Here is a 14,557-nt window from a genome sequence, read left to right as displayed (position 1 = left end):
CAGATGTTGCAGGTGAGGACGCGGGACAATTCGCCCGCGCCGCGCGCGATCAGCTCGAGACCAGCTTGCTGACGCAGAGGATGACGGTGGCCGCCAGGAAGAACAGGTCCATGTAGGACTTCTTCTCGCCGTCCTTGCGCAGCGATCCGACGTCGGACACCACCTGCCTAGAGACCACCTGCCCCACCGGCCCGTCGCCCAGCATGCCGGCCAGACGGCGAACGTCCGACTCCATCTTCTCGATCCGTCCGAAGAAGTGGAAGGTGCGCACCACCGTGACGGCGCGCATGCCGGCATAGATCAGCACCACCAGCGCCAGGACGGCGCGGTTCTGATACTTCTCGACGTAGTTCAGGCTGAGATAGACGGCCGCGAGAAATACGAAATTCGAGATGAAGCGGTACATGAGGCCCGTGAAGTTCATCTGCTCCCCCACATGATGTTCGGATCACTGGCCGACGACAGAACTCACGAAACGCGTTTCGCCCCCGCGTCCTGGTCCAACCGGCGTCACCCTAGGAGAGCGGGCTTGCGAATTCGTGAAGTGGAAATTTTGCAGCGCCAGAACGGCCCAGAACAGGCCCGCTTGGTAAACAAGGGACTGCCCGGAGAGCGGAGCTGCAGCCTGCAATTGCAGGGCGGCAGCAGCTCTCGCAGCTATGCGCCGAATCGCGCCGGTGCGCAGGCGGCGACGTCGACGCTCGGCGCTTCGCCGCTCATCAGCTCGGCGAGGATGCGTCCCGTCGCAGGCCCCAGCGTGAAGCCCTGGTGGCCGTGGCCGAAATGCAGCCACATGCCCTTGTGACGCGCCGCCTGGCCGACGACCGGCAGCATGTCGGGCATGCACGGCCGCGTGCCGATCCACGGCTCGGGCTCGACCGGCTTGCCGAGATCGATGAGCTGGCGCGCGGCAGCCTCGGCCTTGCCGAGCTGAACCGGGGTCGATTTCGCATTCGGGGATGACAGCTCGGCACCGGTCGTGATGCGCACGCCGAGCGCCATCGGGTTCATCAGATAGCCGCGCGCCGCATCGCGCAGCGGCAAATCGAGCGGCGCGCCGCCGGTGTAGTGACGGTGATAGCCGCGCTTGCGCACCATCGGGATGTCGTAGCCGAACCGCGTCAGGAACTCCGGCGACCACGGCCCGAGCGCGACCACCACGGCCTCGGCCTCGATGCGTCCCTCCGCGGTGGTGACGGCCCAGCCGCTGCCCGCCTGCGCCAGCGTGGTCGCATCGCCGCGCAGCAGCTTGCCGCCGCGGCGCGTGAACAGCTCGGCATAGGAGGCGACCAGGCTGCCGGGATCCGACACGGTCCACGGCTCCTGCCAGTGCAGGCCGCCGATGCCGCTGTCGATCAGCGCGGGCTCGGCCTGCTTGAGCTGCTGGGCGCTGAGCAGCTTGAACTTGACGCCGAACGCCTTGCCGACGGCTTCGGCCTCCCTCGCCTCCTTGTCGAACTGCGCCTGCGTCCGGTGCAGCACGCGAAAGCCGTCGCGGCGCACGAGGTTGCCGGCCCCGGCCGCGAGGATCAGCGGCTCGTGCTCGGGCGCGGCGCGCGCGATCAGTTGCGCATAGGTGCGCGTCAGCACCTCGTGGCGCGCCGGGAACGAATTCCACCAGTATTGCAGCAGCGGCCGCACGTGATAGGGCAGCGCCGCGAGGCTGTAGTGCACGTCGTTGGTGCGCGCGAGCGCGATGTCGAGCACGCCGGCGATATCATAGGGCATCGCGTAGGGCCTGACGGCCTCGCTCTGGATGATGCCGGCATTGCCGTAGCTGGTCTCGCGTCCAGGCTCCCTGCGGTCGACCAGCGCCACTGACCAGCCACGGCTCTGCAGGTGCAGCGCCGTGCCGACGCCGACCATGCCGCCACCGAGAACGATCGCGCTTTGCATCATCATCACTCCTGCTTAGGTCCGCGCCGCCGCGACGACGGTGACCTCGATCTTCACATCCGCGATCATCTGCGCCTGCACCGTGGTGCGGACCGGCATCGGGTCCTTGAAGTGCCTGCGATAGGCCTCGTTGTAGGCGGCGAAATCCGCCTTGTCGGCGAGGTGCACCATGCAGGACACGATATCGTCGAGCGTCAGCCCCTCGCCGGCCAGCGTTTCCGCGATGTGCTTGAAGACGAGGTCGGTCTGCGCCGCGATGCCCTCGGGGATGCTGCCGTCATCGGCGACCGGAATCTCGCCGGACAGGAACACCAGGCCGCCGGCGCGGCGCACCAGCGAGAACGGCCATGAGGGGGCGTCGGACATCGTTAGTCGCTCCAAGATGTAGTGATCATGAGTGCCGCCTCAATCCCACGCCAAGAAGCCGGGCGTCTGCGCCAGCGGCGGCAGCGACGCGAGCCTTTCGAGATCGGGCCGGGGACGGCGCAGCTCGGCATCGTCGGCGAACGCGGCCTCCAGCGCCGCGGCAACGCCGAGCACCAGCGCGTCGCCGCCGCGGGGACCGACGATCTGCAGGCCGAACGGCAGGCCGTTGTCGTCGAGGCCGAGCGGCAGGCTCAGCGCGGGATGTCCGGCGAGGGTCACCGCGTAGGCGAGCGCCAACCAGTGGAAGTACGACCGCGTCGGCACGCCGTCGATCTCCGCCGGATACAGCTCCGCCCACGGCCGCGGGCTCAAGGTGATGGTCGGGCTGATCAGCACGTCGTGGCGTGCGAAGAAGCCCTGATAGGCGCGATAGATGCGGGTCTGGTTGGCGCTCGCACGCGAAAAATCCTCGAGGCTGTAGCCGAGCCCCTCCTCGACATTGGCGCGCACGTTCGGCCCGAGCATGTCGGGCCGCTCGCGAAAATTCTTGCCGTGCTGGGTGAGGAACAGCGAGGCGCGCAGCACCGCAAAGGTCTCGTCGGCGCCGCTGCAATCCGGTGCGCCTTCCTGCGCGTCGGCAAACAGCGGCGCGATGCGCGACACCCGCGCGCGGAAGGCGCGGCGGATCAGTTGTTCGGTCGGCGCAAAGCCGAAATCCTCGGTGAAGGCGAGCCTGAGCTTGTTGAGTTCGACCGCCGGCGGCACGGCCCAGCGCGATGGCGCGCCGCGCACGGCCTCGCCCGGCAGGGTGTAGGCGAGCGGATCGCGCGCATCGTCGCTCGCCATCACCGACAGCATCAGCGCGGTGTCGGCGACATCGCGCGCCATCGGCCCGTCGGTCGACAGGCACGACCAGCCATGGGCGCGCTTCTCGCTGGCGACGAGGCCGTAGGAGGGGCGCATGCCGACGATGCCGGAAAAGCCGGCCGGATTGCGCAAGCTGCCGCCAGTGTCTGACCCCGAGGCGAGCGGGGCCATGCCGCAGGCGAGCGCGACCGCCGAGCCGCCGGAGGAGCCGGCGGCCGAGCGCGCGGGATCGAACGGGTTGCCGGTGGCGCCGAACACGGGATTGCGGGTGTTGCCGCCCGCCGCCCATTCCGGCGTGTTGGTCTTGCCGAAGATGATTGCGCCGGCGGCGCGCAGCCGGCCCACCGAGGCCTGGTCGACGGCCGGGACGTTGTCGGCCAGGATCGGGCTGCCATAGGTGGAGCGCATCCCGGCGGTGTCCTGGGTATCCTTGATCAGCACCGGCAGGCCGTGCAGCGCCCCCCGGTCCTCGCCCCTCACGATCTCGGCCTCGGCGACCTTGGCTGTAGCGCGGGCGGCCGGCTCGTCCAGGGTCACCACCGCGTTGACGGCCGGGTTCACCGCCGCAATCCGCTCCAGGCACGAGTCGAGCAGCGCGACCGGCGAGATCGCCTTTGTTTTCAGCAGCTTGACCAGCTCGACGGCGGTCTTGTCGCAAATCGATTCCACGGGGCTTCTCTTTTCCGTTTCGGAAAACTATTTAGCATATAGGAAATCGAATGCACGACCCGAAAACGCATTGTTCCACCGCTGTCCACGCATGACCTTCGGACATTGGAGCACCCGATTGAATTTCCTGCTCTATGGGCCGAGATTGTCCGGGCTGCTCGGCTCTCGACACGCCTGATCCGCTAATGGATTTTCCGGAGATCGCTTTGACAGACACCGCCATCAGCGCGTCGACCGAAGGCCCCCACTCCCAGCTCGGCCAGTGCCTGAAGGCGGCCCGGCAGGCGCGCGGCCTGACCCTGAAGCAGGTCGCCGAAAAGACCGGCATGGCGCTGTCGACCTTGTCCAAGGTCGAGAACGGCCTGATGTCGCTGACCTATGACAAGCTGCTGCAGCTCACCTCGGGCCTGCAGATGGACATCGCCGAGCTATTCAGCCCGACGACGCCGCGCCCCGAGGCGGGTCGCCCGGTGACCGCCCGCCGCAGCGTCAGCCGCGCCGGCCAGGGCCAGATCGTCAACACCAGGTTCTACACCTACACCTATCAATGCACCGACCTGATCGGAAAGCGCATGGTGCCGATGATCGCCGAGGTGCGCGCCCGCACGCTCGACGAGTTCGGCCCCCTGCTCCGCCACAGCGGCGAGGAATACTTCCTGGTCACCCGCGGCACCATCGCCGTCCACACCGAGTTCTACGCGCCGGAGATCCTGCACGAAGGCGACGGCATGTATCTCGACAGCACCATGGGCCACGCCTACCTCAACGCCGGCGATGCCGACTCCGCGCAGGGCGTGTGTCTCTGCACCAGTGAGCAGGCCGATCTGTTCGAGCAGCTGCACCGGATTGCGAAGAAGGATGCGGTGGAGTGAGGTGAAGCCTCCGGCGTAACCCAGCGCACTCGCTGGGGCCCACAACTGAAAGTGCCCTCAGCAGCAGAGCGACTTCCGCAAGCTCACGACAGACGGCTGATGCTTCTCCACTCCCACCGAGCAGCGGAGGTGCGAAAGACCACAGCTACTAAGCCGGTCGGCACCGGCTCGTTCGCGGGACCTGTCATTGGGTCCAAACGATCGCGAGTGGCTCACGAGCCTGCCAGAAACCGTTCGCACCACAACCGGTGCGCCGATCTCTTTCCACAAGCGACTGATGCGCGCCTTGTCAGCGCCCGGCTCGACATCGACCCGCACGTAGAACGCGCCCGTCTCGTCTCTCGATATACCGACGGACTCGACCTCCGAAGCGCTGCAATCATCCGATGGACGACTGTCTCAAGCCCAAGTCCCGACCCGACGGGCGACTCGGCCCTTGCCTCCCCACGCCCTGGGCCCCCAATCATGGGCCAAGGTCGATGCGCGGAGATTCTCATTTCACGAGACGCCTCAAGCACATCACACCTGTCCAGTCCGTCCGGCGAAAATATTCCGCTTTCTCATTTTCAGAAATCATGATTGAGTGCAGCCGTCCCGCCCCGGCACGAGGGGCGTATCGCGATCGTCACGGCACGCGGGGTGGGATGCGGTGGGCGCAGCGGTTCGCAGCATGACGAAGGTCATGCGGACGAACGAAGCCGTTGCGCCGGCGAAATCGTAGGGTCCTGGCCTCCCGATGCTGAGGCCAAGCTCGCGACAATGCTTTCGCGTTGCGCGGGTGACGGGGGCAAGACAGCCGGTCCCCGGGGAGAGGACGTATAAGCCGGAAAACCATCGCGCGGGGAATGCCGGGATGGCTCGGCTGAACCTGTGGTTCCTGCCGCCTGCATTCTTGTTCGCAGGCGGGCCATGGGTGCGGCCAGCACCCGGCATTCCCCGCGCCCTCGTCGTCGAGAGGGCGAAACGACCGGCACAGCTCGGGCGCCCTGCGCGCCGCGAGGCGGAAAGGACTTGCCCGGACGGCGCTGTCGATCGGGGCGAACACGGGATCGCTCACCGCATGATCGCTGAGGGCTCACGTCGCCTTCCTGCCGGCCAGGGCCGAGACGATCGCCTCCGACAATTGGCCGAGCCGGAACGGCTTGGCGAGCAGCCTGCTCGTCGCGCGGAAATCTTCCGGCACCAGCGAGGGGTCGGCGAAGCCGGACATGAAGACGATCGGCAGCTCCGGCCATCGGCGGCGCACCTCGCGCGCCAGGTCGATGCCGGTCATGGCATCCGGCAGCAGAATGTCGGTCAGCAGCAGCGCGAACGGGTCCGGCCGGTCCAGCGCGGCGATCGCGGCTGCCGCATGGGTGACGACGACCGGGCTGTAGCCCATCGACGTCAGCATGGTCGATGCCATCGCGCCGACCAGCGGATTGTCCTCGACCACCAGGATCCGCTCGCCGGTCTGCGGCCGCGCCAGCCGCGCCGCGCCGGCGCGCGCGCGGCCCGTGGCGCCCGGCCCCGCGCTCGGCAGATACAGCGTGACGCAGGTGCCTTCCGCCACCCGGCTGTCGATCAGCACCGTGCCGCCCGATTGCCGCGCAAAGCCATAGACCATGCTGAGGCCGAGGCCGCTGCCCTTGCCGAATTCCTTGGTGGTGAAAAACGGCTCGAAGGCGCGGCGCGCGATCTCGGGCGGCATGCCGGCCCCCAGGTCCGACACCGCGATCGTCACGTAGTCGCCGGGCATGATGCGCTCGTCGCCGTCGTCGAGCGGCTGGTCGAGCACGGCATTCGTCGTCGCGATCGTCAGGCGCCCGCCGCCGTCCATCGCGTCCCGCGCATTGAGCGCCAAATTGAGCAGCGCGTTCTGCAATTGCGTCGGATCGATCAGGCAGTGCCACAGCATCGGGTCCTGCGCCAATTCGATCTCGATGTTCTCGCCGAGCGTCCGCTGCAGGATGGTCGTCATGCCGTTGACGAGCTGGTTCACGTCGGTGACCTGCGGCTGCAGCGCCTGCTTGCGGGCGAAGGCGAGCAGCCGGCGGTTGAGATCGGCGACCCGCTCCGCCGCCTCGATCGCCCGCTCGACCATGCTGCGACGGGAGCTTTCGCCGGGCGTGAGCGCGTCGAGCAGCAGATCGAGATTGCCGAGCGTCGCCGCCAGCATGTTGTTGGAGTCGTGCGCGATGCCTCCCGCCAACTGGCCGATGGCCTCCATCTTCTGCGCCTGACGCAGTTCGTCCTCGATGCGCTTGCGCTCGGTGATGTCGACCGACAGCACGAAATAGCCGCGCACCGTGCCATCCTGGCTGCGATCCGGCACGCGAATGGTCTCGCACCAGCGTTCACGGCCGTCGGGAAACGCGATCTTCTCCTCACCGCCCGCGGTTCGGCCGGCCAGCGCGGCCTCGATCTTCGGCCTCACCTCGTCTCGCCGCGCGGGGTCGATGTAGTCGTCGATCCGCCGGCTGCGACCGACCCCGCTGGACGGCTGCGCATACCATTCGCGCGCGACGCGGTTGGCATAGCGGATGTCACCATCGGCGCCGACCTGGACGATCAGCGCGGGCACGTTCTCCGTGACCAGCAGATGCTGCTCGAAACTGTCGCGCAGCGCCTGCTCGGAGGCCGCGCGCAGCCGCCATTGCCGCGCCAGGACGAGGCCGAATCCGGCGATCAGCAGATTGAGGCCGGCGGCGATGGCGCTGTAGTACAGCGCATTGTTCTTCCAGCCGGCCAGATACTCGACCGGGTCGCGCGCCACGGTCACCACCAGCGGCAGGCCGGCGACGCGCCGATAGCTGATGCTCCGCGACGTCCCGTCCGTCATGCCGCTGCCCTCGAAGCTGCCGTGAGGCGCCTGCGGGAGATAGAGGCTAAACAGGCGATTGGACCCGACGTTGCGGCCGGCGAAATCGTCGGCATGCGGCGAGCGCAGCAGGATCGTGCCGTCGTCGCGATAGAGCGTCACCGTTCCGCGCTGCCCCACGTTCAGCGACAGGAAGAACTGCCGCAGATTCTCGTAGTCCACCGCCACGACGATCACGCCGGCAAATCGTCCGTCCGGCATCATCAAGGCGCGGCTGACCGCGATGAACCGACCCCTGTTCACGCGCGAGGCCACCGGCACGTCGATGAAGAGACCGCGGCCGGGGTCATCGCGCTGGACCTTGTAATAGGCCCGATCGGCGAAATTGTTTTCACGGCCGGGAACTCCGTTGCCGGCGCTGTCGCCGAGCAGATTGCCGTCCGCGTCCAGCACGACGATGCCGCCCGCGGCGGGGTACGGCACCACCCTGCGCTTCAACTCGCCGATCAGGGCCGGGTTGCCGGCAGTGAGCAGCGATGGGTCCTGCTTGAGACTGTCGATCGTCGTGTTCAAGAGCACGTCGACGCCCTGGATGTTGCGCAACATGTATTCTTCGAGCGCGCGGGCGAGATCTCCGTTGGCCGCCTCGGTGGTCCGATAGGTCTCCCGATAGTTGACGGAAAGCATGTGGGCCACGAAGGCATCACACAGCAGCGCCAGCACGAGGCCACTCAGCACGATGATCCACGGAGTCCAGCGCCGGTCCATCCAGGAGCCGGACGCGAACCTCGTCCAGGCGTCGACGATGCCTTCCTGCCGCGGACCGCGCCGATGGTCGGCTCTCGCTTTGATCTGGTCCGGCATGGCGTCGAATTCAGGAGGTCGTCGGGCGGTTTGATTGTGAATCGATCGGCGCAGGGGGCATCGGCGAAGGTCCGGATTGTGCCGAATTCCGCGTCTCCTGGCGCGTCGCGATCCATATCGCGGGCGCTCGATAGCACGGTTTGCCGGGGCGTGTCATCGGCGCCCGCCAAGCGCTGCGGCGGTCGCGGAGGGGCTCGACGCGTCAAGGCGCGATCAAAGCTGGTGCTCGAACGCCTCGCGCTCGGCGCGGCTCAGATGCAGGCCATGCTTGGTGCGCCGGTCCAGGACGTCGGCGGCCGTGACGGCCCACTCCTGCTCGCGCAGGAAAACGAGCTCGCGCTCATAGAACGAGGCACCGAAATGGCGGCCGAGATCGCCGACGTTGCGGGACGCTCCGAGCAGATCGCGCGCACGGGTGCCGTAGAGCCGCGCATAGTGCGCCACTACATCGCGCGGCAATCCCGGATAGGCGCCTGCGAGATCGGCGAGGAACTGATCGAACGGCACGCCGAAATCGCCGCCCGGAAGACGCGCGCCCGCCGTCCATGCCGGCGCCATCTGCGGAAACCACGGCGCGAGACGTTCCATTGCCTGCTCGGCGAGCCGGCGAAACGTCGTGATCTTGCCGCCGAAGATCGACAGCAACGGCGGCTGTCCGGGCGCACCATGCATCTCGAACACGTAGTCGCGCGTCACCGCCGACGGATTGTCGGCGTTGTCATCGTAGAGCGGCCGCACCCCGGAGAAGGCGTGAATGATATCCCCCTTGCCCGGCGCGGCCCGGAAATAGCGCTTGAGCACGGCGAGCAGATAGTCGATCTCGGCACCATCGACAGCGACGTCGTCTGCGCGGCCGTCATGCACGATGTCGGTGGTCCCGATCAGCGCCAGGTCGGTCTCATAAGGATTGACGAAGATCACGCGGCGGTCGGTGTTCTGCAGCAGATAGGCCTGCGATCCGCTCCAGAATTTTGGCACCACGAGATGGCTGCCTTTGACAAGCCGCACATTGTGCGCGGAGTTGAGCCCGGCGACACCCTGAACCACGTCCTGCACCCAGGGACCTGCGGCATTCACCAGCGCCTTCGTTCGGACGATCTGAACCTCGCCGTCTTCGGAGCGCATCTCCAGACGCCAGGCATCGCCCTCACGCCGTGCGCTCACGGCGCGGGTGCGCGGCAGGATGATGGCTCCCTTTTGCGCGGCATCGACGAGATTGAGGATCACCAGCCGGGCATCGTCGACCCAGCAGTCGGAATATTCGAAGCCGCGCCGGAACTCGGGGCGCAGCGGCGCGCCCTCCGGCTCGTGCGCGAGATCGACGTTGCGGCTCGCCGGCAGCTGCTTGCGGCCGCCGAGATGGTCGTAGAGGAACAGCCCTGTGCGCACCAGCCAGGCGGGACGCTGCTCCGGCGAGTGCGGCAGCACGAAGCGCATCGGCCAGATGATGTGAGGCGCCGAGGCCAACAGCACCTCGCGCTCGATCAGCGCTTCGCGCACCAGGCGGAATTCGTAGTACTCCAGATAGCGCAAGCCGCCATGGATCAGCTTGCCCGATCGCGACGAGGTGCCTTGCGCAAAATCGTCCTTCTCGCACAGCAGCACCTTCAGGCCGCGGCCGGCGGCATCTCGGGCGATACCAGCGCCATTGATGCCGCCGCCGATCACGGCGAGGTCCAACAGACCGTGATCGGTTCCGCTGCGTGAGACCGTCGCATTCATCGCTTGCTGCTGCGCTTCTTCTCTGGCTTGCTGCGCGCAGCGGCACGCGCCTTCGTCGCAGCCTTGGCCGGCTTTGCCGCTTTCGCCTTCGGCTCCTGCAGGCCATAGGTCGAAAAGCCCTGCGCCGTCTCGGCGATCTCGGCGTCACCCAGTATGTGCGGCTGGCCGAGGGCGAGCGACAGGTAGTATTGCTTCGCGATGGTCTCGAGCTCGACCGCAAGCCACATCGCCTTGTCGAGATTGGCGCCGACCGCGATCATGCCGTGATTGGCCAGCAGGCAGCCGTTGCGGCCTTCCAGCGCCTCCAGCGCAAGCTCGGACAATTCGGCCGTGCCGAACCGCGCATAGCCGGCGCAGCGGATGTCGGTGCCGCCGAACGCCGCCATCATGTAGTGGCAGGCCGGGATCGGCTTGCGCGCGATGGCGAGCACGGTGGCATAGGTGGAATGCGTGTGAACGACGCCGCCGACATCCGGACGGCCGCGCATGATGTCGAGATGAAAGCGCCATTCCGTCGAGGGCTTCAACGGCCCCTCCCAGGAACCGTATTCACCCTCGAGCGGCATCGAGGCGATCATCTCCGGCTTCATCGAGTCATAGGGCGTCGCCGAGGGCGTGATCAGCATGCGGTCCTTGTAGCGGGCGGAAATGTTGCCCGAAGTGCCCTGGTTCAGCCCCGACGCATTCATCCATCGGCATTTGGCGATGATGTTCTCGCGGATCAGCCGTTCCTCGCGATTCATGTCGAAAACCTTTCGTCGTCAGCAGGGATTGAGCGGCGGCTCGCCGGCCAGATAGCGGCGAACCTCTTCGGCCGCCTGGTCGGCGGCAAAGGTGACGGTGCGCACGGACGCGCCGGCGATGTGCGGCGTCAGCGTGACATTCGGGAGCTGCAACAGCGGCCAGTCCGGCGGCACCGGCTCGACCGCAAAAGTGTCGAGCATCGCGCCGGCCAACCGTCCCGAGCTGAGCACCTCGAACAGCGCCTTGTAGTCGACCAGCGGACCGCGCGCGGTGTTGATCAGGATCGCCCCCGGCTTGATCTTCGCCAGCGCCTCGCGATCGATGAAGCCGGTGGTCTCCGGCGTCACGCGGGCATGCAGGCTGATGACGTCGGCGCGCGCCAGAAGATCGGCAAGCGCGACGTGCTCGACACCGTCGTTGCGGTCCTGTGCGCTGAGCTGGACGTAAGGGTCGGTCACAAGGATCCTGCAGCCGAACGCCTTGAGCAGCTTCACGACGCGCGTGCCGATCGCGCCATAGCCGACGATGCCGACGGTCATCTCCCCGAGTTCGCGTCCGGTCCGGTCGGCGCGATAAAGATCGCCGCGCCACTCCCCGCCCCGCATCGACTCGTGACCGCTCCTGATCAGACGGGTCTCCGCGAGCATCGCGCCGATGGTGAACTCCGCCACCGCGCTGGCATTTCGTCCGGGCGTGTTGACGACCAGCACGCCATGATCGCGCGCCGCCTGCATGTCGACATTGACCGGACCGCCGCGCGACACCGCGATGAACTTGAGCCTTGGCAGCCGCTGCAGCATCGCGCGCGAGATCGGCGCGAGATGCGTCACCAGCAGCGGCGCTTCGCCGATGAATTCGGCGAGCTCATCCGGATCGCCCATGAACTCCTTGAGACCATCGAGCTTGGAGCCGGCATAGCCATGCTCCATCGGCTCGTCCGGCCAGGGCTGTTCGAGCATGCGGATGTCGACGCCGTCGCCGCAGATGGCGGTGATGCGTTCGGCGAACACCGAGGGCAGCATGAAGCGGTCGCCGATGATGGCGATGGAGCTAGACATGATTGGCTCCCGCACGCTGGGCCGCGAGCTGCTTCCACACCGGCCGCGCCGCGAGGCGGGCCTCGACATAGGCCGGGAACAGCTGCGCATAGCGTTCCGTCAGCGCCGCATCCGGCGCCTGCGGTTCATCGAGATACGGTCTCACCCATTCCTCCGCGCAGCCCATCATGTCCGAATAGAGTCCGGTGGCGACCGCCGCGATCATGGCCGCGCCGGACGCGCCGGCCTCCTCGCGTCGGCAGACCCGGATCGTGCTGCCGAGCGCCGCGCCGAGAATGCTGCCCAGCGCGCGGCTGCGCGCGGCGCCGCCGGTCAGGCGAATTTCCGTCGGCAGCGGTCCCATCGCCGCGTAGCAGTCGCGTGCGGCGAAGGCCAGTCCCTCCATCACGGCGCGCATCAGATCCCAGTAGCCGTGACGGGTACGCAGGCCGACCAGTTGCGCAGACGCCTCGTGGGACACGAATGGTCCGCGCTCGCCAGCATCGGAGATGAAGGGATGATAGAGTAGCTCGCCCGCCTTCGCCGCGAGCACGCGCTCGTCCAGCCGCCGGATCAGATCATTGCGCGACCGGGCGATGCCTTCCATGGCGAGCACGCCTCGCGCGACATCGAGCAACCAGTCGATGTTCAAGGTCGCAGCCATGGTCGACTGCATCTGGGCATAGTGGTCCGGCACCGGGAACGGCATCGTATAGCCGGTCGCCTCGGCATTCAGCTTGACCGCGTCGGCGCTGTTCGCCAGCCGCATGTGCATGCCGGTCGAGCCGATGATGGTGCAGCCGACGTCGGGTGTGGGATCATATAGCCCACCACCGAGCGCATTGCAGATCACGTCGACATAGCCGAGCGACACCGGCACGCCCTCGGGCAAGCCCGTCTCCGCCGCGGCCGCCGCGGTCAAGCCATGCGTCGTCGTGACACCATCGACGACATCTGGAAACAGGCGCGCGGAACCAGCGATGCCGATGAGACGCGCCGCCTCGCCGTCGAAGCCGCGCTTGCGAAAGTCGCCGCAGGAGAACGTCGCCTCGGACGGGTCCGTGGCCCGCTCGCCGGTCAGCTTGAAGTAGAGCCAGTCCTTGCAGTGGAACGCCGTACCCGCGCGTCCCAGCATCTCTGCGTCATGCGCCTGCAGCCAGGCCAGTTGCGCCCCCTGCTGGCAGGCGTTGAGCCCCGATCCGGTGCGCTGATAGTGCGAGGCATTGCGCTCGCCGCCGCGGAAGGCTTCGACGAACCCTGCCGCGCGCGAGTCGAGCCACAGCAGCGCGGGCGCGACGGGACGGCCGTCCGCATCGATCAGCCAGGTGCCGTCGCCCTGCCCGGTCACGGCGATCGCGGCGACGCGACGGGACAGATCCGGCAGCGTGCCGCCCAGGCCGCGCAAGGCCGCGACGGTGTCGGTCCAGGTCCGCGCCATGTCCTGCTCGACGCGGCCGCCCGGCAACGTCGCGTAGCTGTTGGGAATCGCGAAATCCCCGAGCTGGCGTCCATCCCGCGCAAACGCCACCGCCTTGATCACCGAGGTCCCGGCGTCGATGCCGATGATCACGTTGCGGATCGCAGCCGAGGTCATGTTCAGCGCGCCTCCGCGTGGCGGACGCAAACGCCGTCGGCGCCGAAAATATGGAGATGGCGTGACTCCAGCGCGCAGGGCACGACGTCGCCCGGTCGCGCCGCGACCTTGCTGGATGTCACGCCGACCAGCAGATGACCGGCGCACTCGCCCGCAATATGCGACTGATCGCCGAGCCACTGGTTGGAGACCACGCGCAGCCTCGCCTCGCCGCTGCCGATCGCGATCCGCTGCGGCCGGATGCCGACCTTGATCCGATCGGCCCGCACCAGCGTCCGCTGTCCCGCCGCGTCCAACGTCTGCCCGGGAATGTGAAAGGCAACATCGGAGCCCACAGACAGGCGGAACCCGCCTTCCTCCTGCGTCACCACAGTCTCCATCAGGTTCATCGGCGGCTCGCCAATGAAGCTCGCGACGAACAGATTGGCCGGGCGGTTCTTCAGCTCCCGCTCGCTGGCGAACTGCTGAAGCACGCCGTCTTCCATGACGGCGATGCGATCGGCAAGTGCGCTCGCCTCGGTCTGGTCATGGGTGACGAAGATCGCCGTCATGCCGCGCTCGGCGAGCAGACCCTTGATGCGGCCGCGCAGCACGGCACGCAGCTGCGGCTCCAGTTGACCCATCGGCTCGTCGAGCAGATAGAGGTCGGCATCACGCACCAGCGCTCGGGCCAGCGACACCCGCTGCTGCTGTCCGCCGGAAAGCGCGTGGGGATGATGATCGAGAATGTCCTCGATCTCCACCAGGCGGGCAATGCTGACAACGCGTTGCGCAATCTCGGCGCGCGACAATTGCCGCGCCTTCAGCGCGAACGCAATGTTCTCACGCACCGTGAGCGGCGGGTACAACGAATAGCCCTCGAACGCCATCGCCACCTTGCGCTTCGCCGGCGCCAGATCATGGATCGTCCGCTGCGCCAGCGCGATCGACCCGGAACTGACGCTCTCGAAGCCGGCGATCATGCGCAGCGTCGAGGTCTTGCCGCAGCCGGAAGAGCCGAGCAGCGCGACGATCTCGCCGGCCTTCACCTCCATATCGAGCGCGCGCACGGCATGAACCGGCGGCTTGCCCCGGCTGTGATAGACCTTGTCGACGTTGCGGATTTCGAGCATGCCCATCCCCGATC

Annotated in this window: 11 protein-coding genes; 1 reads left to right on the top strand and 10 read right to left on the bottom strand. The window is 67.3% G+C overall.

Going from position 1 to position 14,557, the window contains the following annotated elements; translation table 11 throughout:
- Positions 1 to 49: 49 nt before the first annotated feature.
- The 4 genes from QX048_RS05080 to QX048_RS05065 all read right to left on the bottom strand — a co-directional run bounded on the left by QX048_RS05080 (position 50) and on the right by QX048_RS05065 (position 3,798).
- Entirely contained in the window at positions 50 to 424 is a 375-nt protein-coding gene (locus tag QX048_RS05080; protein WP_315718356.1) for a hypothetical protein, read from the bottom strand.
- 233 nt (positions 425 to 657) lie between these two features.
- Entirely contained in the window at positions 658 to 1,896 is a 1,239-nt protein-coding gene (locus QX048_RS05075; protein ID WP_315827301.1) for an FAD-binding oxidoreductase, read from the bottom strand.
- A gap of 15 nt (positions 1,897 to 1,911) precedes the next feature.
- Positions 1,912 to 2,262 carry a RidA family protein gene (locus tag QX048_RS05070; protein WP_315753009.1) on the bottom strand — a complete coding sequence of 117 codons (351 nt, stop codon included), beginning with the start codon at positions 2,260 to 2,262 and terminating at the stop codon, positions 1,912 to 1,914.
- A gap of 39 nt (positions 2,263 to 2,301) precedes the next feature.
- On the bottom strand, positions 2,302 to 3,798 hold the full coding sequence (locus QX048_RS05065; RefSeq protein ID WP_315827280.1) for an amidase: 1,497 nt from the start codon (positions 3,796 to 3,798) through the stop codon (positions 2,302 to 2,304).
- Positions 3,799 to 4,004: 206 nt separating this feature from the next.
- On the opposite strand from QX048_RS05065, the gene QX048_RS05060 reads away from it, so the two are divergent.
- Positions 4,005 to 4,670: an XRE family transcriptional regulator gene (locus QX048_RS05060; RefSeq protein WP_315827281.1), complete on the top strand. Its 666-nt coding sequence runs from the start codon at positions 4,005 to 4,007 to the stop codon at positions 4,668 to 4,670.
- 1,075 nt (positions 4,671 to 5,745) lie between these two features.
- On the opposite strand, the gene QX048_RS05055 is transcribed toward QX048_RS05060, so the two are convergent.
- The 6 genes from QX048_RS05055 to QX048_RS05030 all read right to left on the bottom strand — a co-directional run bounded on the left by QX048_RS05055 (position 5,746) and on the right by QX048_RS05030 (position 14,543).
- Entirely contained in the window at positions 5,746 to 8,334 is a 2,589-nt protein-coding gene (locus QX048_RS05055) for an ATP-binding protein (RefSeq protein WP_315827282.1), read from the bottom strand.
- A 213-nt stretch (positions 8,335 to 8,547) separates the two neighbouring features.
- Complete coding sequence (locus tag QX048_RS05050; protein ID WP_315827283.1) at positions 8,548 to 10,056, bottom strand: glycerol-3-phosphate dehydrogenase; 1,509 nt, start codon at positions 10,054 to 10,056, stop codon at positions 8,548 to 8,550.
- Positions 10,053 to 10,799 (bottom strand): class II aldolase/adducin family protein, encoded by a 747-nt coding sequence (locus QX048_RS05045; RefSeq protein ID WP_315827284.1) that lies wholly within the window; start codon positions 10,797 to 10,799, stop codon positions 10,053 to 10,055. The genes QX048_RS05050 and QX048_RS05045 overlap by 4 nt, the downstream gene beginning before the upstream one ends.
- Positions 10,800 to 10,817: 18 nt before the next feature.
- Positions 10,818 to 11,858 carry a 2-hydroxyacid dehydrogenase gene (locus QX048_RS05040; protein WP_315718348.1) on the bottom strand — a complete coding sequence of 347 codons (1,041 nt, stop codon included), beginning with the start codon at positions 11,856 to 11,858 and terminating at the stop codon, positions 10,818 to 10,820.
- Complete coding sequence (locus QX048_RS05035; RefSeq protein WP_316192196.1) at positions 11,851 to 13,431, bottom strand: FGGY-family carbohydrate kinase; 1,581 nt, start codon at positions 13,429 to 13,431, stop codon at positions 11,851 to 11,853. Before QX048_RS05035 ends, QX048_RS05040 begins: the two co-directional genes overlap by 8 nt.
- 2 nt (positions 13,432 to 13,433) lie before the next feature.
- Positions 13,434 to 14,543, bottom strand: coding sequence for an ABC transporter ATP-binding protein (locus QX048_RS05030; RefSeq protein ID WP_316192211.1), 1,110 nt, complete (start codon positions 14,541 to 14,543; stop codon positions 13,434 to 13,436).
- Between the last annotated feature and the right edge of the window lie 14 nt (positions 14,544 to 14,557).

This window comes from Bradyrhizobium sp. SZCCHNS30572 (genome assembly GCF_032484415.1).
Classification (GTDB): domain Bacteria; phylum Pseudomonadota; class Alphaproteobacteria; order Rhizobiales; family Xanthobacteraceae; genus Bradyrhizobium.
The sequence above is the reverse complement of the archived record's forward strand: the minus strand, read 5'-3'. Positions and strand labels throughout refer to the sequence as shown.